General features: G+C 53.4%; 18 protein-coding genes, 2 tRNA genes, 3 rRNA genes, 1 other RNA gene and 1 other annotated feature. Of the genes, 23 read left to right on the top strand and 1 reads right to left on the bottom strand.

What is annotated here, in order from left to right; genetic code table 11:
* The first annotated feature begins 50 nt into the window (after positions 1-50).
* The 5 genes from guaB (at position 51) to serS (ending at position 6,169) form a co-directional block, all read left to right on the top strand.
* Positions 51-1,517, top strand: a complete 1,467-nt coding sequence (guaB, locus tag CWI35_RS10500) for an IMP dehydrogenase (protein WP_033024488.1) — start codon at positions 51-53, stop codon at positions 1,515-1,517.
* Positions 1,518-1,621: 104 nt separating this feature from the next.
* Positions 1,622-2,980, top strand: a complete 1,359-nt coding sequence (locus tag CWI35_RS10495; RefSeq protein WP_011229526.1) for a serine hydrolase — start codon at positions 1,622-1,624, stop codon at positions 2,978-2,980.
* Between the two features lie 130 nt (positions 2,981-3,110).
* On the top strand, positions 3,111-3,995 hold the full coding sequence (gene pdxS, locus CWI35_RS10490) for a pyridoxal 5'-phosphate synthase lyase subunit PdxS (RefSeq protein ID WP_011229527.1): 885 nt from the start codon (positions 3,111-3,113) through the stop codon (positions 3,993-3,995).
* 24 nt (positions 3,996-4,019) lie between these two features.
* On the top strand, positions 4,020-4,610 hold the full coding sequence (pdxT, locus tag CWI35_RS10485; protein ID WP_011229528.1) for a pyridoxal 5'-phosphate synthase glutaminase subunit PdxT: 591 nt from the start codon (positions 4,020-4,022) through the stop codon (positions 4,608-4,610).
* 9 nt (positions 4,611-4,619) lie between these two features.
* Positions 4,620-4,840, top strand: a binding site (T-box leader).
* Positions 4,841-4,894: 54 nt separating this feature from the next.
* Positions 4,895-6,169: a serine--tRNA ligase gene (gene serS, locus CWI35_RS10480; protein ID WP_011229529.1), complete on the top strand. Its 1,275-nt coding sequence runs from the start codon at positions 4,895-4,897 to the stop codon at positions 6,167-6,169.
* Positions 6,170-6,390: 221 nt separating this feature from the next.
* On the opposite strand, the gene CWI35_RS10475 is transcribed toward serS, so the two are convergent.
* Positions 6,391-7,677, bottom strand: coding sequence for a glycoside hydrolase family 18 protein (locus CWI35_RS10475; RefSeq protein ID WP_119877713.1), 1,287 nt, complete (start codon positions 7,675-7,677; stop codon positions 6,391-6,393).
* 85 nt (positions 7,678-7,762) lie between these two features.
* Here CWI35_RS10475 and tadA point away from each other — a divergent pair, with 85 nt between their 5' ends.
* The 18 genes from tadA to yabA all read left to right on the top strand — a co-directional run bounded on the left by tadA (position 7,763) and on the right by yabA (position 22,669).
* A complete protein-coding gene (gene tadA / locus CWI35_RS10470; RefSeq protein ID WP_011229532.1) occupies positions 7,763-8,260 on the top strand; it encodes a tRNA adenosine(34) deaminase TadA in 498 nt (165 codons plus the stop codon).
* A 38-nt stretch (positions 8,261-8,298) separates the two neighbouring features.
* Positions 8,299-8,563, top strand: an RNA gene (gene ffs / locus CWI35_RS10465) — signal recognition particle sRNA large type.
* 117 nt (positions 8,564-8,680) lie between these two features.
* A complete protein-coding gene (dnaX, locus tag CWI35_RS10460; RefSeq protein WP_014194558.1) occupies positions 8,681-10,363 on the top strand; it encodes a DNA polymerase III subunit gamma/tau in 1,683 nt (560 codons plus the stop codon).
* 26 nt (positions 10,364-10,389) lie between these two features.
* Complete coding sequence (locus CWI35_RS10455; RefSeq protein ID WP_020279743.1) at positions 10,390-10,713, top strand: YbaB/EbfC family nucleoid-associated protein; 324 nt, start codon at positions 10,390-10,392, stop codon at positions 10,711-10,713.
* 9 nt (positions 10,714-10,722) lie between these two features.
* Positions 10,723-11,319, top strand: a complete 597-nt coding sequence (gene recR / locus CWI35_RS10450) for a recombination mediator RecR (RefSeq protein WP_011229535.1) — start codon at positions 10,723-10,725, stop codon at positions 11,317-11,319.
* A 23-nt stretch (positions 11,320-11,342) separates the two neighbouring features.
* Positions 11,343-11,567 (top strand): YaaL family protein, encoded by a 225-nt coding sequence (locus CWI35_RS10445; RefSeq protein ID WP_012820427.1) that lies wholly within the window; start codon positions 11,343-11,345, stop codon positions 11,565-11,567.
* 78 nt (positions 11,568-11,645) lie between these two features.
* A complete protein-coding gene (locus tag CWI35_RS10440) occupies positions 11,646-11,909 on the top strand; it encodes a pro-sigmaK processing inhibitor BofA family protein (RefSeq protein ID WP_011229537.1) in 264 nt (87 codons plus the stop codon).
* A 505-nt stretch (positions 11,910-12,414) separates the two neighbouring features.
* Positions 12,415-13,972: ribosomal RNA gene (locus CWI35_RS10430) — 16S ribosomal RNA — on the top strand.
* Positions 13,973-14,193: 221 nt separating this feature from the next.
* A tRNA-Ile gene (locus CWI35_RS10425) sits at positions 14,194-14,267 on the top strand.
* A gap of 6 nt (positions 14,268-14,273) precedes the next feature.
* A tRNA-Ala gene (locus CWI35_RS10420) sits at positions 14,274-14,349 on the top strand.
* A gap of 254 nt (positions 14,350-14,603) precedes the next feature.
* Positions 14,604-17,533: ribosomal RNA gene (locus CWI35_RS10415) — 23S ribosomal RNA — on the top strand.
* 105 nt (positions 17,534-17,638) lie between these two features.
* Positions 17,639-17,755 (top strand): 5S ribosomal RNA (gene rrf / locus CWI35_RS10410).
* The 16S, 23S and 5S rRNA genes sit together here with 2 tRNA genes alongside, the layout of an rRNA operon.
* A 152-nt stretch (positions 17,756-17,907) precedes the next feature.
* Positions 17,908-18,114, top strand: coding sequence for a sigma factor G inhibitor Gin (locus tag CWI35_RS10405; RefSeq protein WP_011229538.1), 207 nt, complete (start codon positions 17,908-17,910; stop codon positions 18,112-18,114).
* Positions 18,115-18,284: 170 nt separating this feature from the next.
* A complete protein-coding gene (locus tag CWI35_RS10400; protein ID WP_025039043.1) occupies positions 18,285-19,718 on the top strand; it encodes an aminotransferase class I/II-fold pyridoxal phosphate-dependent enzyme in 1,434 nt (477 codons plus the stop codon).
* A 26-nt stretch (positions 19,719-19,744) separates the two neighbouring features.
* Positions 19,745-20,377, top strand: a complete 633-nt coding sequence (gene tmk, locus CWI35_RS10395) for a dTMP kinase (RefSeq protein ID WP_014194560.1) — start codon at positions 19,745-19,747, stop codon at positions 20,375-20,377.
* Positions 20,378-20,456: 79 nt separating this feature from the next.
* Positions 20,457-21,449 (top strand): DNA polymerase III subunit delta', encoded by a 993-nt coding sequence (holB, locus tag CWI35_RS10390; RefSeq protein WP_014194561.1) that lies wholly within the window; start codon positions 20,457-20,459, stop codon positions 21,447-21,449.
* Between the two features lie 14 nt (positions 21,450-21,463).
* Entirely contained in the window at positions 21,464-22,291 is an 828-nt protein-coding gene (locus tag CWI35_RS10385) for a PSP1 domain-containing protein (protein WP_011229542.1), read from the top strand.
* Between the two features lie 60 nt (positions 22,292-22,351).
* Positions 22,352-22,669, top strand: coding sequence for a DNA replication initiation control protein YabA (gene yabA, locus CWI35_RS10380; RefSeq protein WP_042381767.1), 318 nt, complete (start codon positions 22,352-22,354; stop codon positions 22,667-22,669).
* Positions 22,670-22,679: the final 10 nt, after the last annotated feature.

Here is a 22,679-nt window from a genome sequence, read left to right as displayed (position 1 = left end):
TAACCAGTTGTTAAGCTACTAATAATATTTCCGGACAAGGGGGAGAAAACATGTGGGAAGCGAAATTCGCCAAGGAAGGATTGACGTTTGATGACGTTCTTCTCATCCCAGCGAAGTCGGACGTATTGCCGCGCGATGTTGATGTAACCACGAAGTTGAGCGATACGCTGCAGTTGAACATCCCGATTCTCAGCGCTGGGATGGATACGGTCACCGAAGCGGAGATGGCAATTGCGATGGCGCGTCAGGGAGGCCTTGGCATCATTCACAAAAATATGTCGATCGAACAGCAGGCCGAGCAGGTCGACAAGGTGAAACGGTCGGAACGAGGCGTCATTACGGACCCGTTTTTCCTAACGCCGGATCATCAAGTGTATGATGCAGAACACTTAATGAGTAAATATCGGATCTCGGGGGTGCCGATCGTCAACAACCCCGAGGAGCAAAAATTGGTCGGCATTATTACGAACCGTGACTTGCGTTTCATTCAAGACTATTCGATTAAAATTTCCGAGGTAATGACGAAGGAAAACTTGATCACTGCTCCGGTGGGGACAACGTTGGAGGAAGCAGAGAAAATTTTGCAGCGACACAAGGTCGAAAAACTGCCTCTTGTTGATGAAAACGGTGTGCTGAAGGGATTAATTACGATCAAGGATATTGAAAAGGTCATTGAGTTCCCGAATTCGGCAAAAGATGCGAAAGGGAGGCTGATTGTCGGGGCGGCCGTCGGGGTGACGGCGGACACGATGATTCGCGTCAAAAAGCTTGTTGAGGCAGGGGTTGATGTCATTGTCGTTGACACGGCGCACGGCCATTCGAAAGGCGTCCTAGAGACGGTGGCCAACATCCGACGCCAATACCCGGACTTGAACATCATCGCCGGCAATGTCGCGACAGCTGAAGGGACGCGCGACTTGATTGAGGCTGGGGCGAACATTATTAAAGTCGGAATCGGTCCGGGGTCCATCTGCACGACCCGGGTTGTCGCCGGGGTTGGTGTGCCGCAAATTACGGCGATCTACGACTGTGCGACTGAGGCGCGCAAACATGGCGTCCCGGTCATCGCTGACGGCGGGATCAAATATTCCGGCGACATTGTGAAGGCGATCGCGGCTGGGGCGCATGCGGTTATGCTCGGCAGCTTGCTTGCTGGTGTTTCCGAAAGCCCGGGTGAGACGGAAATTTACCAAGGCCGCCGCTTTAAGGTGTACCGGGGCATGGGATCGGTCGCAGCCATGGAGCGCGGCAGCAAAGACCGCTATTTTCAAGAAGATGCGAAAAAGTTTGTCCCGGAAGGCATCGAGGGACGCGTTCCATACAAAGGGCCGCTTGCCGACACGATTTATCAGCTTGTCGGTGGGTTGCGCGCCGGCATGGGCTATTGTGGAACCCGCAATTTGGAAGAGCTGCGCGAAAAAACGCAGTTTATCCGCATGACGAGCGCGGGGCTTCGTGAAAGCCATCCGCATGACGTGCAAATTACGAAAGAAGCGCCGAACTACTCTGCTTTTTGATCGGAGTTGCGCCGATCGGCTCAACTTTGACGGAGACATGTCCTCCGTCTATTTTTTTGGCCGACGGTATGTTACAATAACGGTTGTGTGAGGAGGGTGTCATTGTGAGGAGGAGAAAACAAAACTGGTTGTTTTGGTTGCTGTCGATTTGCCTTTGTTTAACGTTTGGTCCGTTTCAACAGACGGTGAAGGCGGAAAGCGCCCCGCTTGACATCCGGGCGGACGCTGCGATTTTAGTGGATGCACAAACGGGAAGAATTTTGTATGAAAAAAATATCGATACGGTGCTTGGGATTGCCAGCATGACGAAAATGATGACCGAGTATTTGCTTCTTGACGCCATTAAGGCGAAGCGCGTCAAATGGGATCAAATGTACACGCCAAGCGATTACGTGTACCGGCTGTCGCAAGACCGGGCGCTGTCCAATGTCCCGTTGCGAAAAGATGGCAAGTATACGGTGCGTGAGCTGTACGAGGCAATGGCCATTTATTCGGCGAACGGGGCAACGGTCGCGATTGCTGAGATCATCGCTGGATCGGAGAAAAATTTTGTGAAAATGATGAACGACAAAGCGAAAGAGCTTGGGCTGAAAGATTATAAGTTTGTCAATGCCACAGGGTTGAGCAATAAGGATTTAAAAGGATTCCATCCGGAAGGGACAAGCACAAATGAGGAAAACGTCATGTCCGCACGTGCGATGGCGATGCTTGCCTACCGGTTGCTGAAAGATCATCCCGAAGTGCTGAAAACAGCGAGCATTCCTCATAAAGTATTCCGGGAAGGAACAAAAGATGAAATCAAAATGGACAACTGGAATTGGATGCTGCCTGGGCTTGTGTACGGATACGAAGGTGTAGACGGGTTGAAAACCGGCTATACGGAATTTGCCGGCAACTGTTTCACCGGGACGGCGAAACGAAACGGCGTCCGCTTGATTTCGGTTGTCATGAACGCGAAAGATGCGAGTGGGAAAACAACAAAAGAGGCGCGCTTTAAAGAGACAGAAAAACTATTTAACTACGGATTCAACCAATACTCCCTCGAGACGCTTTATCCAAAAGGGTACCAGCTGAAAGGAAAAGAAACACTTCCGGTCGTGAAAGGGAAAGAAAAAGAGGTTCGTGTCGCGACAGGAAAGAATCTGGATCTGCTTGTGAAAAACGGCGAGGAAAAACAATACAAACCTGTATATGTGTTGGACAAGAAAAAAATGACAAAAGAAGGAAAGCTAGTCGCCCCTTTGAAAAAAGGGGAAACGGTTGGATATATGACGCTCGAATATAAAGGGGACGACTCCCTTGCCTTCTTAAGCCCAGACATGCAAAAAAACATCCGTGTGCCGCTTGTCACAACAGCTGAAGTCGAAAAAGCCAATTGGTTTGTTCTTTCGATGCGCGCGGTCGGCGGACTGTTTGTTGATTTATGGACAAGCGTCGCCAAAACAGTGAAAGGCTGGCTGTAAAATCGACTCCCCTTGATGGGGAGCTTTTTTCCATTGTGATTTTTGTAAAAATTGAGGTAAAATAAAACAGTGGAATCGTCCTTTTGCATGCCTCGCAAAGCATAAGGATTAGGAATAGGGGGAATCAACGTTGGCATTGACAGGTACGGACCGCGTCAAACGCGGCATGGCGGAAATGCAAAAAGGCGGCGTCATCATGGACGTCGTGAACGCAGAACAGGCGAAAATCGCTGAAGCGGCAGGGGCTGTCGCGGTTATGGCGCTCGAGCGCGTCCCGGCGGACATTCGCGCCGCTGGCGGTGTCGCGCGCATGGCCGACCCGACGGTGATCGAAGAAGTGATGAACGCCGTTTCGATCCCAGTCATGGCGAAAGTGCGGATCGGTCACTATGTTGAGGCGCGTGTCTTAGAGGCGCTTGGTGTCGACTACATTGACGAAAGCGAAGTATTAACGCCGGCTGATGAGGAGTTCCATATTGACAAACGGCAGTTTACCGTTCCATTTGTGTGCGGTTGCCGCGATTTAGGGGAAGCGGCGCGCCGCATTGCAGAAGGGGCATCGATGTTGCGGACGAAAGGAGAGCCGGGGACAGGCAACATCGTTGAGGCCGTGCGCCATATGCGCAAAGTGAACGCGCAAATTCGCAAAGTCGTCAACATGAGCGAAGATGAGCTTGTCGCTGAGGCGAAACAGCTCGGGGCTCCGGTTGAGGTGCTGCGCGAGATCAAGCGGCTTGGCCGCCTGCCGGTCGTCAACTTTGCCGCCGGCGGTGTCGCGACACCGGCTGACGCTGCCTTGATGATGCACTTGGGTGCGGACGGTGTCTTTGTTGGGTCTGGCATTTTCAAATCGGAAAATCCGGAAAAATACGCGCGCGCGATCGTAGAGGCGACGACTCATTACGAAGACTATGAATTGATCGCACACTTGTCGAAAGGATTGGGCGGCGCGATGCGCGGCATCGATATCGCGACATTGTTGCCGGAGCACCGGATGCAAGAACGCGGCTGGTAAGCTAAATAAAGGAGCAAAGCAACGATGAAAATAGGTGTACTTGGACTGCAAGGAGCTGTGCGGGAGCATGTTCGCGCCATTGAGGCGTGCGGCGCCGAGGCGGTCATCGTGAAAAAGCCGGAGCAGCTTGAAGGGTTGGACGGTCTTGTGCTGCCGGGCGGCGAAAGCACGACGATGCGGCGGCTCATCGACCGCTATGGGCTGATGGAGCCGCTCAAGCAATTTGCCGCTGCCGGCAAGCCGATGTTCGGCACGTGCGCCGGGCTGATTTTACTGGCGAAACGAATCGTCGGTTACGACGAGCCGCACTTAGGTTTGATGGACATTACGGTGGAGCGGAACTCGTTCGGTCGGCAGCGGGAAAGCTTTGAGGCGGAGCTGTCGATTAAAGGCGTCGGCGATGGCTTTGTCGGCGTCTTCATCCGCGCTCCGCATATCGTGGAGGCCGGGGACGGGGTCGATGTCTTGGCGACATACAATGACCGCATTGTCGCCGCTCGACAAGGACAGTTTCTTGGCTGCTCGTTCCACCCAGAGCTGACCGACGATCATCGATTGATGCAATACTTCCTCAACATGGTCAAAGAAGCGAAAATGGCGTCAAGCCTCAAGTAAAGTGATCAAGCGAAAGCGATGAGAGGAACGAGTAGCGGGATGCCTTCCTTATCAGAGAGCCGGTGGGCGGTGCGAACCGGCAGGGAGCTCCTGTGAATCCATCCTCGAGCAAAACGTTGAACGCCCAAAGGGCCAGTAGGCGTTTTCGGCCGCCGCCGTTAACGGCAAAAGGGGAAGGCATAGCAAGCCTTCAATAAGGGTGGCACCGCGGGATGGCTCCCGTCCCTTTTTTGGGACGGGGGCTTTTTTATGTATAATATTGAATGGAAAAGGAGGTAAAAGCCATGCTGGATGTGAAAATATTGCGCACCCAGTTTGAAGAAGTGAAAGAAAAACTAATGCAGCGCGGCGGGGATTTGACGAACATCGACCGCTTTGAACAATTGGACAAAGACCGCCGCCGCTTGATCGCGGAAGTCGAAGAGCTGAAAAGCAAGCGCAACGATGTGTCGCAGCAAATCGCTGTCCTAAAGCGCGAGAAAAAGGACGCCGAGCCGCTGATTGCCCAAATGCGCGAAGTCGGTGACCGCATTAAACGGATGGATGAACAAATTCGCCAGCTTGAGGCGGAACTCGACGACTTGTTGTTGTCAATTCCAAACGTGCCGCACGAATCAGTGCCGATCGGCCAATCAGAAGAGGACAATGTGGAAGTGCGGAGATGGGGAGAGCCGCGTTCGTTTTCCTTTGAGCCGAAGCCGCATTGGGAAATCGCCGATCGGCTCGGTTTGCTCGACTTTGAGCGAGCCGCCAAAGTGGCGGGAAGCCGATTTGTCTTTTATAAAGGGTTAGGAGCGCGGCTTGAGCGGGCGCTCATCAACTTTATGCTTGACATCCATCTCGATGAATTCGGTTACGAAGAAGTGTTGCCGCCATATTTAGTGAACCGGGCGAGCATGATCGGAACCGGACAGTTGCCGAAATTTGCCGAGGATGCGTTCCATTTGGACAGCGAAGATTATTTCCTCATTCCGACCGCTGAGGTGCCGGTGACGAACCTGCACCGCGACGAAATTTTGGCCGCAGATGATTTGCCGATTTACTATGCGGCCTACAGCGCCTGCTTCCGCGCGGAAGCCGGGTCGGCCGGCCGCGACACGAGAGGGCTGATCCGTCAGCATCAGTTCAATAAAGTCGAGCTGGTAAAGTTCGTAAAGCCGGAGGACTCGTACGATGAATTGGAAAAGCTGACGCGCCAGGCAGAGACGATTTTGCAACGGCTCGGGCTTCCGTACCGCGTTGTCGCCTTGTGCACCGGAGACCTTGGATTCTCGGCGGCGAAAACGTACGATATTGAAGTTTGGCTGCCAAGTTACGGAACGTACCGGGAAATTTCGTCGTGCAGCAACTTTGAGGCGTTTCAAGCGCGCCGTGCCAACATCCGCTTCCGTCGGGATCCAAAAGCGAAACCGGAGTACGTGCATACATTAAACGGTTCGGGGCTAGCCATTGGGCGGACGGTCGCCGCCATTTTGGAAAACTACCAGCAAGAAGACGGCTCGGTCATCGTTCCGGAAGCGCTTCGTCCTTACATGGGGAATCGGGACGTCATTCGCTGAAAAAAAGGTGCTTGAGGCAAATCGTTGGTTGACTTTTCCCGACTGCCGTGTTATAGTGAATGACGTTGGCAATGAGGAACAAGAAGTCTTGTTCTTGGCCAAGACGATGATGAAGAGGACTGACGCGCATAAGAGGAGATTGTCATCTGAAACGGCTGACCGCCGAAAGCCGTTTCCCATCATAAAAAAACCCGCCGTTGACCGGCGGGTTTTTTATGCCTTTATTTTTTTACAACAGTAAATTGATCAGCGATCAGCAGCCAGTTTTGTGGAAAATCAATGCCAAGTTTCCAATAGCTGACCCCGCGCAAACCAAGTTCCTTCACGAGATTAAATTTTGCTTGAATGGAGCGGGCGTCCTCAAACCATACTTCATGCTCGCGTCCGTTTTCGTCGCGATAGCGAAAATGCGGTGCCTGCGCCTCCGTATCGTATTCGATGGCAACGTTATACTTTGCGGCGAGGGCGATGGCTTGCTGCGGGCTGATGGCCTGGGCGTACGGGCCGCCGGGTACATATGGCAGCGTCCAGTCGTAGCCATACAAGTTTTGCCCCATCAAAATTTTTCCGGCTGGTATTTCAGAGATGGCGTACTCGAGAACGCGGCGGACCGGACCGATCGGGGACACCGGCATCGGCGGCCCGCCGCTGTAGCCCCATTCATACGTCATGATCACGACAAAGTCGACAATTTGTCCATGGGCGCGGTAGTCGTGTGCTTCGTACCAACGTCCGCGCTGGGTCGCGCTCGTTTTCGGCGCCAAGGCGGTCGACATCATCCACCCTTCTCGTGCAAACCGCCGTTTCGCTTTGCGCAAAAACGCATTATACGCCTCACGGTCTTCCGGGCGCAAATATTCAAAATCAAAATGGATGTCGCGGAAGCCATACCGTCTAGCGGTCGCGACAATGTTGTCGAGCAGACGATTTTGCAGCGTTTCGTTTGTTAACATAAGCGCGCCGAGCTCGTCGCTGAACTGCCCGTTTTCAATGTTGGCGACAACCATAACGAGCGTGACGCGGTTGGCGCGGGCAATATCCGGAAAGTCGTCAAGCGGCGGCTCTTGCAATGTCGCGTCGCGTCGGATCGCAAAATAAAAAGGACTCAAATAAGTCAAATACGGAGCGGCTTCGCGAGCGCTCGCCTCCAGCGCTGGGCTGACAGTCGCGCCGCGCGGTTCAATATAGGCGTTAAACTCCGCTCTTCGCTTGGCGCCGGGCGGTATATAAAGCCGCTGCCCGACCTTAAGCGGAGCGTTTAAGGAGAGGCGATTCACTTCGGCAAGCCGCTGCATCGGAATCGAAAATCGGCGTGCAATCGACCATAACGTGTCGCCGCGCTGCACCCAGTAAAAACGACCGACGATCGGGATCACGAGCGCCTGGCCGACAACGAGTTTATCAGGGTTTGGAAGCTTGTTGGCCCGGACAATGTCTTCCGCCGTGGTCCCGTATGCCTCAGCAATTCCACTTAACGTTTGTCCACTCTGCACTACGTGGATTTGCATACTTGACCTCCTAGTTGCGTCTTTATTCTCCATATTCTATGATGAAAAGAAAGGAGAAATGACCGTTTGTGTGAAGGGGTATACGATGAACACCGACGAGTACTACATGCGATTGGCAATGGAAGAAGCAAAAAAAGCGGAGCAGATCGGCGAAGTGCCGATCGGCGCTGTCATCGTTCAAGACGGCCGCGTCATCGCCCGCGCTCATAATTTGCGGGAAACCGAACAACGCGCCATCGCTCATGCAGAAATTTTGGCAATCGATGAAGCATGCCGGGCAACCGGTTCATGGCGGCTTGAGCGGGCGACGTTGTACGTAACGCTTGAGCCGTGCGCCATGTGCGCAGGCGCCATTGTTCTTTCCCGCATCGAACGGGTTGTATTTGGCGCGTTTGACCCAAAGGGAGGGTGCGCTGGGACATTGATGAACTTATTGCAGGAAAGCCGATTTAACCATCAGGTTAAGGTGGTAAGCGGGGTGCTTGCTGACGAGTGCGGTTCGCTGTTGAGCCAATTTTTTCGACGATTGCGCGAACAAAAGAGAAATGTTGGCGGGAGTGCCAACGAAAATTCCGTCGATTGACATTGCATTTTTTCCGCTAACGAGCTATACTGATAGTGCCGTGCTAAGCGGGGAGGTAGCGGTGCCCTGTACTCGCAATCCGCTCTAGCGAGGCTGAATTCCTTCTCGAGGTTAGTCTGTTGCGAGGCCTGTCTCAAGCAAGTGGTGTTGACGTCTGGGTCCCGCGCAATGGGATTCCGTGAACCCTGTCAGGTCCGGAAGGAAGCAGCAGTAAGCGGATGCTCCCATGTGCCGCGGGGACGCCTGGGCTGAGCTAACTGCTTGAGCAACGCTCGGGGCAGCTAATCGACAGAAGGTGCACGGCCTTACATAGCGATAGGGAACAAAACCCACTCATGGCGAGTGGGTTTTTTGTTATTTCAAATTGCAATAGGAAGTTATATAATAGATAGGACAAGAGAAAGAGGAGGGCCGTTTTCCGTGGCATACCAAGCGTTATATCGCGTGTTTCGGCCGCAGCGCTTTGCGGACATGGTCGGCCAAGAACACGTGACCAAGACGTTGCAAAGCGCCCTGCTTCAACATAAAATATCGCACGCTTACTTATTTTCCGGCCCGCGCGGTACAGGAAAAACGAGCGCAGCGAAAATTTTCGCCAAGGCGGTCAACTGTGAACAGGCGCCAGCGGCGGAGCCATGCAATGAGTGTCCAGCTTGCCTCGGCATTACGAATGGAACGGTTCCCGATGTGCTGGAAATTGACGCTGCTTCCAACAACCGCGTCGATGAAATTCGTGATATCCGTGAGAAGGTGAAATTTGCGCCGACGTCGGCCCGCTACAAAGTGTATATCATCGACGAGGTGCATATGCTGTCGATCGGTGCGTTTAACGCGCTGTTGAAAACGTTGGAGGAGCCGCCGAAACACGTCATTTTCATTTTGGCCACGACCGAGCCGCACAAAATTCCGACGACGATCATTTCCCGCTGCCAACGGTTCGATTTTCGCCGCATCCCGCTTCCGGCGATCGTTTCACGGCTAAAGTATGTCGCAAGCGCCCAAGGTGTCGAGGCGTCCGATGAGGCATTGTCCGCCATCGCCCGTGCTGCAGACGGGGGGATGCGCGATGCGCTCAGCTTGCTTGATCAAGCCATTTCGTTCAGCGACGGGAAACTTCGGCTCGACGACGTGCTGGCGATGACCGGGGCGGCATCATTTGCCGCCTTATCGAGCTTCATCGAAGCCATCCACCGCAAAGATACAGCGGCGGTTCTTCAGCAGTTGGAAACGATGATGGCGCAAGGGAAAGATCCGCATCGTTTGGTTGAAGACTTGATTTTGTACTATCGCGATTTATTGCTGTACAAAACCGCTCCCTATGTGGAGGGAGCGATTCAAATTGCTGTCGTTGACGAAGCGTTCACTTCACTGTCGGAAATGATTCCGGTTTCCAATTTATACGAGGCCATCGAGTTGCTGAACAAAAGCCAGCAAGAGATGAAGTGGACAAACCACCCACGCCTTCTGTTGGAAGTGGCGCTTGTGAAACTTTGCCATCCATCAGCCGCCGCCCCGTCGCTGTCGGCTTCCGAGTTGGAACCGTTGATAAAGCGGATTGAAACGCTGGAGGCGGAATTGCGGCGCCTGAAGGAACAACCGCCTGCTGCCCCTCCGTCGACCGCCGCGCCGGTGAAAAAACTGTCCAAACCGATGAAAACGGGGGGATATAAAGCCCCGGTTGGCCGCATTTACGAGCTGTTGAAACAGGCGACGCATGAAGATTTAGCTTTGGTGAAAGGATGCTGGGCGGATGTGCTCGACACGTTGAAACGGCAGCATAAAGTGTCGCACGCTGCCTTGCTGCAAGAGAGCGAGCCGGTTGCAGCGAGCGCCTCAGCGTTTGTATTAAAATTCAAATACGAAATCCACTGCAAAATGGCGACCGATCCCACAAGTTCGGTCAAAGAAAACGTCGAAGCGATTTTGTTTGAGCTGACAAACCGCCGCTTTGAAATGGTAGCCATTCCGGAGGGAGAATGGGGAAAAATAAGAGAAGAGTTCATCCGCAATAAGGACGCCATGGTGGAAAAAAGCGAAGAAGATCCGTTAATCGCCGAAGCGAAGCGGCTGTTTGGCGAAGAGCTGATCGAAATTAAAGAATAAACCGTTTAAAGGAGGATGCCAAGATGATGCGTGGCGGAATGGGCAATATGCAAAAAATGTTAAAACAAATGCAAAAAATGCAAAAAGAAATGCAAAAAGCGCAGGAAGAGTTGGCGGAAAAAACGGTGGAAGGCACGGCGGGCGGAGGCATGGTGACCGTTGTCGCTAACGGTCATAAACAAATTTTGGAAGTAAAAATTAAAGAGGAAGTCGTCGACCCAGACGATATTGAAATGCTGCAAGATTTGATTTTGGCAGCGACAAACGATGCGTTGAAAAAAGCGGATGAGTTGGCTAATGAAATGATGGGGCAGTTTACGAAAGGACTTAACATTCCAGGGTTGTTCTAGGGGGGGCGTATGCATTATCCAGAACCGCTATCGAAGTTGATTGACAGTTTTATGAAACTGCCCGGCATCGGCCCGAAAACGGCTGCCCGCCTTGCATTTCATGTGCTGGCGATGAAAGAAGACACCGTGCTTGAGTTTGCCAAAGCGCTCGTTGATGTCAAGCGGCATATTCATTATTGCACGATTTGCGGACATATTACAGATACAGACCCTTGCTACATCTGCAAAGACGAGCGGCGCGACCGGACGACGATTTGCGTTGTTCAGGATCCGAAAGATGTCATCGCCATGGAGAGGATGAAAGAATACAATGGCCTGTACCACGTGTTGCACGGGGCCATCTCGCCGATGGAAGGCATCGGACCGGAAGATATTAAAATCGCCGAGCTGCTCACGCGATTGCAGGATGAGACGGTCCAAGAGGTGATTTTAGCGACCGACCCGAACATCGAGGGAGAGGCAACGGCGATGTACATCTCCCGCCTGTTGAAGCCGACAGGAATCAAAGTCACCCGCATCGCCCATGGCTTGCCGGTCGGCGGCGACTTGGAGTATGCGGACGAAGTGACGTTATCAAAGGCGTTGGAAGGGCGCCGTGAGCTATAGAGAGAAAGAAGGTGGGGATCGGTTTGTTATGGCGGCGAAAGGGGAAACTAAAGAGACAATTTGATGAGAAGTTAATGGCTGAACTACAAAAGGCTAGAACTGAATGGCTTGAGCAGAAACAACTCATCGAAAAAAGCGTCGATCCGTCTCCGGAGGTGCTGAGCGCATTGCAACTCGCTGAGGCCAAATATTTTTTCCTCCTCCGCGAAGCGAAGCACCGCCGCATCACACTTAAGGAAGTGCGTTAACTTCCTTATTTTTTTGTTCTTTTTTCCCCTGTTTCTCATACGTTGGTAGTACAAGCGTGCAAAAAGGGGGTTCAAACGTTGGAGCCGAAAGTCGTCATTACCGTGTTGCTAGCGCTTATCGCCGTTTTGCTTATCGTCGGCGCCCGTCTCAAAGCGCTTCGCCTGATCGGCTACGCTGCTATCCGCCTGATCGTCGGGGCGCTCGCGCTGTTTGTCATCAACGCCATCGGCGGGCATTTTAACATCCATATTCCGATTAACCTCGTCACCTCAATCGTTTGCGGATTTCTTGGCCTCCCTGGAGCGGCAGCGTTAATCGTGATTGACCGATATATTTTGTAGGCATCATTATTCAAGATGCCTTTTATTTTTTTGTTTAAAAGTTATTGACTTTTATATGATAATGCATTATATTAACTAATGTCGCTGTTCATGAAAGATATGTTGACAGCAAATTAAATGATATGTATAATGATAAAAGTGTGCAAGATAAACAAGTTCCTTGAAAACTAAACAAAACGCAAGCGTCATAAGAAAAGCGGAGGCGCCGTAATTTCGCCTAAAGGCAGCCCCCGTCCTGCGGGCAACGGCGAAATATCGCCATCCTGGCGATCTCGAAGCCAAATGTTCTTCACCTCGAGGGGTGCTTGCGCCCCGAGGTGGAAGGTGATTTGGCAGAAGAGAGCGAGGCGCCGAAGCTGGACAATACGGAAAAGCTGAGGCTCGCGGGTCGCCGCGATGGGCAAATGTTCTTCGCCTGCAGGGATTTACAATCCCGAAGGCGAAGGTTATTTGACCCCGAGAGGCGGCGGGCCGAAGCTGGACAATCCGAAAAGCCAATCAACTTTCTTTGGAGAGTTTGATCCTGGCTCAGGACGAACGCTGGCGGCGTGCCTAATACATGCAAGTCGAGCGGACCAAATCGGAGCTTGCTCTGGTTTGGTCAGCGGCGGACGGGTGAGTAACACGTGGGCAACCTGCCCGCAAGACCGGGATAACTCCGGGAAACCGGAGCTAATACCGGATAACACCGAAGACCGCATGGTCTTTGGTTGAAAGGCGGCCTTTGGCTGTCACTTGCGGATGGGCCCGCGGCGCATTAGCTAGTTGGTGAGGTAACGGCTCACCAAGGCGACGATGCGTAGCCGGCCTGAGAGGGTGACCGGCCACACTGGGACTGAGACACGGCCCAGACTCCTACGGGAGGCAGCAGTAGGGAATCTTCCGCAATGGGCGAAAGCCTGACGGAGCGACGCCGCGTGAGCGAAGAAGGCCTTCGGGTCGTAAAGCTCTGTTGTGAGGGACGAAGGAGCGCCGTTCGAAGAGGGCGGCGCGGTGACGGTACCTCACGAGGAAGCCCCGGCTAACTACGTGCCAGCAGCCGCGGTAATACGTAGGGGGCGAGCGTTGTCCGGAATTATTGGGCGTAAAGCGCGCGCAGGCGGTTCCTTAAGTCTGATGTGAAAGCCCACGGCTCAACCGTGGAGGGTCATTGGAAACTGGGGGACTTGAGTGCAGGAGAGGAGAGCGGAATTCCACGTGTAGCGGTGAAATGCGTAGAGATGTGGAGGAACACCAGTGGCGAAGGCGGCTCTCTGGCCTGCAACTGACGCTGAGGCGCGAAAGCGTGGGGAGCAAACAGGATTAGATACCCTGGTAGTCCACGCCGTAAACGATGAGTGCTAAGTGTTAGAGGGGTCACACCCTTTAGTGCTGCAGCTAACGCGATAAGCACTCCGCCTGGGGAGTACGGCCGCAAGGCTGAAACTCAAAGGAATTGACGGGGGCCCGCACAAGCGGTGGAGCATGTGGTTTAATTCGAAGCAACGCGAAGAACCTTACCAGGTCTTGACATCCCCTGACAACCCAAGAGATTGGGCGTTCCCCCTTCGGGGGGACAGGGTGACAGGTGGTGCATGGTTGTCGTCAGCTCGTGTCGTGAGATGTTGGGTTAAGTCCCGCAACGAGCGCAACCCTCGCCTCTAGTTGCCAGCACGAAGGTGGGCACTCTAGAGGGACTGCCGGCGACAAGTCGGAGGAAGGTGGGGATGACGTCAAATCATCATGCCCCTTATGACCTGGGCTACACACGTGCTACAATGGGCGGTACAAAGGGCTGCGAACCCGCGAGGGGGAGCGAATCCCAAAAAGCCGCTCTCAGTTCGGATTGCAGGCTGCAACTCGCCTGCATGAAGCCGGAATCGCTAGTAATCGCGGATCAGCATGCCGCGGTGAATACGTTCCCGGGCCTTGTACACACCGCCCGTCACACCACGAGAGCTTGCAACACCCGAAGTCGGTGAGGTAACCCTTACGGGAGCCAGCCGCCGAAGGTGGGGCAAGTGATTGGGGTGAAGTCGTAACAAGGTAGCCGTACCGGAAGGTGCGGCTGGATCACCTCCTTTCTAAGGATGTTATTGACAAAATCGAATGGTTTGATTATAATGACGCTTGCTGTTTTGTTTGGTTTTGAGGGAATTGGTTATTCTCTCGGTTGTTTTGCGCCTGCGTCTGCGAGTGATTCAGCGGAGCTGGATTCCTCGGCGCAAGGCCGCAAAGAAGCTGACTCAAGGCAGCAGCCTTGTTTCGTTTTGAGGGAACTGACCGTTCCTTGCAATGTGTATATGGGCCTATAGCTCAGCTGGTCAGAGCGCACGCCTGATAAGCGTGAGGTCGGTGGTTCAAGTCCACTTAGGCCCATTGGATGGGGCCTTAGCTCAGCTGGGAGAGCGCCTGCTTTGCAAGCAGGAGGTCATCGGTTCGATCCCGATAGGCTCCACCATATCAAGGTAAGAGGTTTCAACGTAGTTGCTTTGCGTCTGCGTCTACAAGCGGATTCGGAGAAGCTGAATTCCTCGACGCAAACCAGCGAAGAAGCGAATTCAAAGGAGCTACTTTGCGCCTTCGTCTTCCAGCAGGTTCAAGGAAGATGGATTCCTCGGCGCAAAGCTGCAAAGAAGCAGACTCAAGGCAGCAGCTTCGTTCCTTGAAAACTAGATAACCGATAAAGCAAAGGAAGAAGCCGAGAGCGCAATAGGTTAAGCTAGAAAGGGCGCACGGTGGATGCCTTGGCACTAGGAGCCGATGAAGGACGGGGCAAACGCCGAAACGCTTCGGGGAGCTGTAAGCAAGCGTTGATCCGGAGATGTCCGAATGGGGGAACCCACTGTCCGTAATGGGGCAGTATCCATGCCTGAATCCATAGGGCATGGAGGGCACACCCGGGGAACTGAAACATCTTAGTACCCGGAGGAGAAGAAAGCAACCGCGATTCCCTGAGTAGCGGCGAGCGAAACGGGAACAGCCCAAACCAAGAGGCGAGTCCTCTTGGGGTTGTAGGACCGCTCACGATGGGAGTGAGAAAGGGACGGGGTAGACGAACCGGTCTGGAACGGCCGGCCAGAGAAGGTGAGAGCCCTGTAGTCGAAACTTCGTTCCCTCCCGAGCGGATCCTGAGTACGGCGGGACACGAGGAATCCCGTCGGAAGCAGGGAGGACCATCTCCCAAGGCTAAATACTCCCTAGTGACCGATAGTGCACCAGTACCGTGAGGGAAAGGTGAAAAGCACCCCGGGAGGGGAGTGAAAGAGAACCTGAAACCGTGTGCCTACAAGTAGTCAGAGCCCGTTGATGGGTGATGGCGTGCCTTTTGTAGAATGAACCGGCGAGTGACGATGGCGTGCGAGGTTAAGCCGGAGAGGCGGAGCCGCAGCGAAAGCGAGTCTGAACAGGGCGTGTGAGTACGTCGTCGTCGACCCGAAACCAGGTGATCTACCCATGTCCAGGGTGAAGGCCGGGTAACACCGGCTGGAGGCCCGAACCCACGCACGTTGAAAAGTGCGGGGATGAGGTGTGGGTAGGGGTGAAATGCCAATCGAACTTGGAGATAGCTGGTTCTCCCCGAAATAGCTTTAGGGCTAGCCTCGGGTTTAGGAGTCTTGGAGGTAGAGCACTGATTGGGCTAGGGGCCCAAACCGGGTTACCGAACCCAGTCAAACTCCGAATGCCAATGACTTATGCCCGGGAGTCAGACTGCGAGTGATAAGATCCGTGGTCGAGAGGGGAACAGCCCAGACCGCCAGCTAAGGCCCCGAAGTGCACGTTCAGTGGAAAAGGATGTGGAGTTGCAAAGACAACCAGGATGTTGGCTTAGAAGCAGCCACCATTTAAAGAGTGCGTAATAGCTCACTGGTCGAGTGACTCTGCGCCGAAAATGTACCGGGGCTAAACGTGCCGCCGAAGCTGCGGGATGACCGTTGGTCATCGGTAGGGGAGCGTTCTAAGGGCAGAGAAGCCAGACCGGAAGGACTGGTGGAGCGCTTAGAAGTGAGAATGCCGGTATGAGTAGCGAAAACAGAGGTGAGAATCCTCTGCGCCGAAAGCCTAAGGGTTCCTGAGGAAGGTTCGTCCGCTCAGGGTTAGTCGGGACCTAAGCCGAGGCCGAAAGGCGTAGGTGATGGACAACAGGTTGAGATTCCTGTACCACCTTCTTCCCGTTTGAGCGATGGGGGGACGCAGGAGGATAGGGCGAGCAGGCGGCTGGAAGAGCCTGTCCAAGCCGTGAGGCTGATCCGCAGGCAAATCCGCGGATCATAAGGCCAAGCGGTGACGGCGACGGAGTGATCCGGAAGTCCCCGATTTCACACTGCCAAGAAAAGCCTCTAGCGAGGGAAGAGGTGCCCGTACCGCAAACCGACACAGGTAGGCGAGGAGAGAATCCTAAGGCGCGCGGGAGAACTCTCGTTAAGGAACTCGGCAAAATGACCCCGTAACTTCGGGAGAAGGGGTGCTCTTTGGGGTGAAGAGCCCTGAAGAGCCGCAGTGAAAAGGCCCAAGCGACTGTTTATCAAAAACACAGGTCTCTGCGAAGCCGAAAGGCGACGTATAGGGGCTGACACCTGCCCGGTGCTGGAAGGTTAAGGGGAGCGCTTAGCGGAAGCGAAGGTGCGAACCGAAGCCCCAGTAAACGGCGGCCGTAACTATAACGGTCCTAAGGTAGCGAAATTCCTTGTCGGGTAAGTTCCGACCCGCACGAAAGGTGTAACGACTTGGGCGCTGTCTCAACGAGAGACCCGGTGAAATTATACTACCTGTGAAGATGCAGGTTACCCGCGACAGGACGGAAAGACCCCGTGGAGCTTTACTGCAGCCTGATATGGAATTTTGGTATCGCTTGTACAGGATAGGTGGGAGCCTGGGAAGCCGGAGCGCCAGCTTCGGTGGAGGCGGCGGTGGGATACCACCCTGGCGGTATTGAAATTCTAACCCGCACCCCTTAGCGGGGTGGGAGACAGTGTCAGGTGGGCAGTTTGACTGGGGCGGTCGCCTCCCAAAAGGTAACGGAGGCGCCCAAAGGTTCCCTCAGAATGGTTGGAAATCATTCGGAGAGTGCAAAGGCACAAGGGAGCTTGACTGCGAGACGGACAGGTCGAGCAGGGACGAAAGTCGGGCTTAGTGATCCGGTGGTTCCGCATGGAAGGGCCATCGCTCAACGGATAAAAGCTACCCCGGGGATAACAGGCTGATCTCCCCCAAGAGTCCACATCGACGGGGAGGTTTGGCACCTCGATGTCGGCTCATCGCATCCTGGGGCTGTAGTCGGTCCCAAGGGTTGGGCTGTTCGCCCATTAAAGCGGTACGCGAGCTGGGTTCAGAACGTCGTGAGACAGTTCGGTCCCTATCCGTCGCGGGCGGAGGAAATTTGAGAGGAGCTGTCCTTAGTACGAGAGGACCGGGATGGACGCACCGCTGGTGTACCAGTTGTCCCGCCAGGGGCACCGCTGGGTAGCTATGTGCGGACGGGATAAGCGCTGAAAGCATCTAAGCGTGAAGCCCCCCTCAAGATGAGATTTCCCACCGCGTTAGGCGGGTAAGATCCCTCGAAGATGACGAGGTCGATAGGTCCGAGGTGGAAGCGTGGCGACACGTGGAGCTGACGGATACTAATCGATCGAGGGCTTGACCTATGAGCGGCTTCTTCCAACGGTTATCTAGTTTTGAGGGAATGAACATCCTGTTGACAAATCCAACAGGATGGATATAATAATTACTGTCCAAGATGATCATCATTGCCTAGTGGCTATGGCGGAGGGGAAACACCCGTTCCCATCCCGAACACGGAAGTTAAGCCCTCCAGCGCCGATGGTAGTTGGGGCCAGCGCCCCTGCAAGAGTAGGTCGCTGCTAGGCAATAAACGAGCAGCCAGTTGCATTGGTGCAATTGGCTGTTTTCGTTTTTTGAGGAAAAAACGATAAGGACCCGCTCAATGTCTCTCTTCCTTTCATCTACTAGTATAGAATGTTAGCAATGTGGGAAACATAGAGGATGGGAGGTGGAGAGCGTGAGGACATCAATAGCAGACCGGAATCAACGCGAACATGTATGCATCGTTTGTGAACAGGAAAAAAAGGAAGGGATTTTCCTTTTTGGCCATTTTCTTTGTTTGGACTGCAACCGGGCGATTGTGCAAACGAATACGGACGACCCGAACTACTCGTTTTATGTGCGGCAGCTGCGCAAAATGTTTACATCGAAAATTCACTCGTAATCAGGGCCTGCATTTGGGCCTGTTTTTATTTGCGATTGATGCGACTCGTGCGTTTTTTCGGGCGTTTGTGATACTATATGTTTGATGTTTCTCCTGCATATCCCATGCATTTCAGCAGTCTGCCCGGATGATGGCCGTTCTGGGACAGACAGCAAGGAAAGAGGATGATGATGGATCAAACGAAAACTCCTTTATATGACGCTCTCGTGCACCATTGGGCGCGCCGCCCGGTTTCGTTTCACGTGCCGGGACATAAATACGGCGCTTTGTTTTCGAAACGAGGGAGAGATATGTTTGCGCCGCTGTTGGCGTTGGATGCGACGGAAATTTCCGGCTTGGATGACTTGCATCATCCTGAGTCGGTGATTGCCGAGGCGCAGGCGCTGGCGGCGGAGCTGTATGGCGTTAGGGAGACGTTTTTCCTTGTGAACGGTTCGACGGCAGGGAATTTGGCAATGATCGCCGCCGTGTGTGATGGAAAGAGGAAGAAAGTGATTGTACAACGCAATTGCCATAAATCGGTGATGCATGCATTGCAACTCATGGAAGCCACTCCTGTTCTACTTGCTCCCGAGTTTGATCGTGATGTGTGTGTCGCTTCGCACATTCGTCCTAAAGCGGTCAAAGAGGCGTTGGCGCTTCATGATGATGTTGCTGCGGTTGTATTGACGAACCCAAATTATTATGGAATGGCCGCCGATTTGACAGAAATCGTCCGTCTAGTTCATGAACATGGCATTCCGGTGCTGGTTGATGAGGCGCATGGCGCCCATTTCGTTGTCGGCCCCCCTTTTCCGACATCGGCGCTTCGCTATGGCGCCGATGTTGTCGTGCAGTCGGCGCATAAAACGTTGCCGGCGATGACGATGGGAGCGTTTTTGCATGTAAACAGCGAGCGGGTTGATCTTGAGCGGTTGAAATATTTTTTGCAGTTGTTTCAGTCAAGCAGCCCGTCTTACCCGATTATGGCGTCGCTCGATTTGGCGCGGAGTTATGTCGCCCAGCTTTCAAAAAGCGATGCGGCGGCGATCGTGGCAGAAATTGAGAAGTTTAAAGCAGCCTTGGCCGATATTGACGGGGTGGCAGTCGTTTGTTCCCGCCATTTTGGCGTACAGACCGACCCGCTGAAAGTAACGGTGCAGACGCGCTGTTCCTTGACCGGGTATGAACTGCAACGTTGGCTTGAGCGCGAAGGGGTGTTTGTCGAGCTTGCTGATCGAATGAACGTGCTTTTCGTTTGCCCGCTGGCGGTAACCGGGCGGCTTCAGGAAGCAGCGGAGAAAATCAAACGAGCGTGGCGCGATTTGCCAGATGGCGAGGCGCCGGTGTGTGACGCTTCGCCTTTTCTCGGACCGCTGCTATCGGTTTTAGTCCCGTATAATGAACTGCGCCATTTGCGGACAAAAGCTGTGGCGCTCGAGGAAGCTGAAGGACATATAGCGGCGGAAACGGTCATTCCATATCCGCCTGGGGTGCCGCTCGTGTGGGTCGGAGAACGGATCGGCCGCGGCCATATTGAACAGATCCGCCAGCTTCTTTGTCAGCGGGCGCACATACAAGGCGGAAGCCGGCTGAAAGATGGTCAGCTGGTTGTATACGAATAGGAAGGATGGAAAGGATGCCGCGAGTGATGAACGGATGCTTTTTTTCGTTTGAAGGACCGGAAGGAGCCGGCAAAACGACGATGATCAGCAAATTGGAGTCGTTGTTGCGTGAGCGGGGGATTGACGTCGTGGCGACGAGGGAACCGGGCGGGGTGCGCATTGCCGAGGCGATTCGCTCAATCATTTTAAACCGTGATTATACGGAAATGGACGGGCGGACGGAGGCGCTTTTGTATGCGGCGGCGCGCCGGCAGCATTTGCTTGAGAAAATCGTGCCGGCGCTTGAGGCTGGGTGCGTCGTCCTTTGCGACCGGTTTGTTGACAGTTCCCTCGCCTACCAGGGATTTGCCCGCGGGCTTGGCATTGAGGAAGTATGGAAAATTAATGAGTTCGCTATTGATGGGTATATGCCGTCGCTGACGATTTATTTTGATATCGATCCGCAAATTGGGCTTGAACGAATCCGACGAAACCGCAGCCGGGAAGTGAATCGGCTTGACCTTGAAACGTTGTCTTTTCATGAGAAGGTGCGAGAAGGGTATCGGGAACTCGCCAGACGGTTTGCCGACCGCATTGTCGTCATCGACGCGAACCGCCCGCTTGATGATGTATTCGCTGAAACAACGGCCGCGGTGCTTTCCCGTTTGAAAGGAAGATGACAGCGCCATTTCCATGAATCCGACCGTGATGATTCCTAGTGGACATGATAGAATAGAAATAAGAAATCAAGGAAGAGTGATGGCGATGCGATGGGAACAGCTAGCGAAACGCCAGCCGGTGGTGGCGAAAATGCTGCAAAGCGGCTTGGAAAAAGGGCGGATTTCTCATGCGTACTTGTTTGAGGGGCAGCGGGGGACGGGCAAAAAAGCGGCCAGTTTGTTGTTGGCGAAACGTTTGTTTTGTCTGTCCCCAATCGGAGTTTCCCCGTGTCTGGAGTGCCGCAACTGCCGGCGCATCGACTCCGGCAACCACCCTGACGTCCGGGTGATCAGCCCAGACGGAGGATCAATCAAAAAGGAACAAATCGAATGGCTGCAGCAAGAGTTCTCGAAAACAGCGGTCGAGTCGGATAAAAAAATGTACATCGTTGAGCACGCCGATCAAATGACGACAAGCGCTGCCAACAGCCTTCTGAAATTTTTGGAAGAGCCGCATCCGGGGACGGTGGCGGTATTGCTGACTGAGCAATACCACCGCCTGCTAGGGACGATCGTTTCCCGCTGTCAAGTGCTTTCGTTCCGGCCGTTGCCGCCGGCAGAGCTCGCTCAGGGACTTGTCGAGGAGCACGTGCCGTTGCCGTTGGCGCTGTTGGCTGCCCATTTGACAAACAGCTTCGAGGAAGCACTGGCGCTTGCCCAAGATAGTTGGTTTGCCGAGGCGCGAACATTAGTGCTACAATGGTATGAGATGCTGGGCAAGCCGGAGCTGCAGCTTTTGTTTTTCATCCACGACCGCTTGTTTCCGCATTTTTTGGAAAACCATCAGCTTGACCTTGGACTTGATTTGCTTTTATATTTATACCGCGATTTATTGCATATTCAAGCCGGGCAGATGGACGGCGTGTTATACCGCGATCAGCTGGGCCGCCTGCAACGATGGGCGCTTGCTTGCCCGCAGCGGCGGATTTTGGCTGGCATGGAAGCGATTTTACAAGCGAAAACGCGTTTAAATACAACAAATATGAGCACAGCGTTGCTTGTTGAGCAGCTCGTTCTTCAATTAAAGCGGTAAAGGAGGGAGAGCCGTTGTATACGGTAGTCGGCGTCCGTTTTAAAAAAGCAGGGAAAATTTATTATTTTGACCCTGGCGATGCCGTTATTCCCGTCGGCGAATTCGTCATTGTCGAGACGGTCCGAGGCATTGAGTACGGAAAAGTCGTCATCGCCAATAAACAAGTCGACGAAAACGACATCGTGTTGCCGCTCAAAAAAGTGATCCGCGTGGCGAATGAGAAAGATAAATGGGTTGTGGAAGAAAACAAAAAGGCGGCGCGCGAGGCGTATGACATTTGCTTGCGCAAAGTGGAGGAGCACGGGCTGGAAATGAAGCTCGTCGATGTGGAATATACGTTTGACCGCAATAAAGTGATCTTTTATTTCACTGCCGATGGGCGCGTCGATTTCCGCGAACTTGTGAAGGACTTAGCGTCGATTTTCCGCACGCGCATTGAGCTGCGGCAAATCGGGGTGCGCGACGAGGCGAAAATGCTTGGTGGCATCGGGCCGTGCGGCCGCATGCTTTGTTGTTCGACGTTTTTAGGCGATTTTGAACCGGTGTCGATCAAAATGGCGAAAGATCAAAACTTGTCGCTCAATCCAACGAAAATTTCCGGGTTGTGCGGCCGGCTGATGTGTTGCCTGAAATATGAAAACGAAGAGTATGAGACGGCGAAAGAACAACTCCCGGATTTAGGGGAATATGTCGAAACACCGCACGGCTTCGGCAAAGTCGTCGGCTTGAACATTTTAGAGCGGGTGCTGCAAATCGAGCTTCCAGAATTCGGACGGGTCGTCGAATATACACTCGATGAGCTGATGAAAAACGGGACGTTGTCCATTCGCGTCGCAGATTAATTTGGGGTGGGGCCAGTGGAAAAAGTAGATAAAAAAGAAGTGTTTCGATCAGTGGCCAATATGGAAGAGCAACTTAGTTATTTTTACCGCGAGCTGGTACAGCTGAAACAGCGCGTAACGGAGCTGTTAGAAGAGAATCACCAGCTGCAAATCGAAAATGCTCATTTGCGCCGTCGGCTTGAACAATTGTCAGAAGCATGGGAAGAAGGCAAACGAAAAGGGGACAAACATGGCAAAAAACTCATCGACATTGGCGAAGGGTATGACAATTTAGCCCGCCTTTACCAAGAAGGGTTTCATATTTGTCACATCCATTACGGAAGCATTCGCACCGAGGGCGATTGTTTGTTTTGCTTGTCGTTTTTGAACAAAAACTAAAGGCAGCGCC

It is taken from the genome of [Bacillus] caldolyticus (genome assembly GCF_003595605.1).
Taxonomy (GTDB): domain Bacteria; phylum Bacillota; class Bacilli; order Bacillales; family Anoxybacillaceae; genus Geobacillus; species Geobacillus thermoleovorans.
Note: the sequence above shows the minus strand (reverse complement) of the source record. Positions and strands in the feature narration are given on the sequence as shown.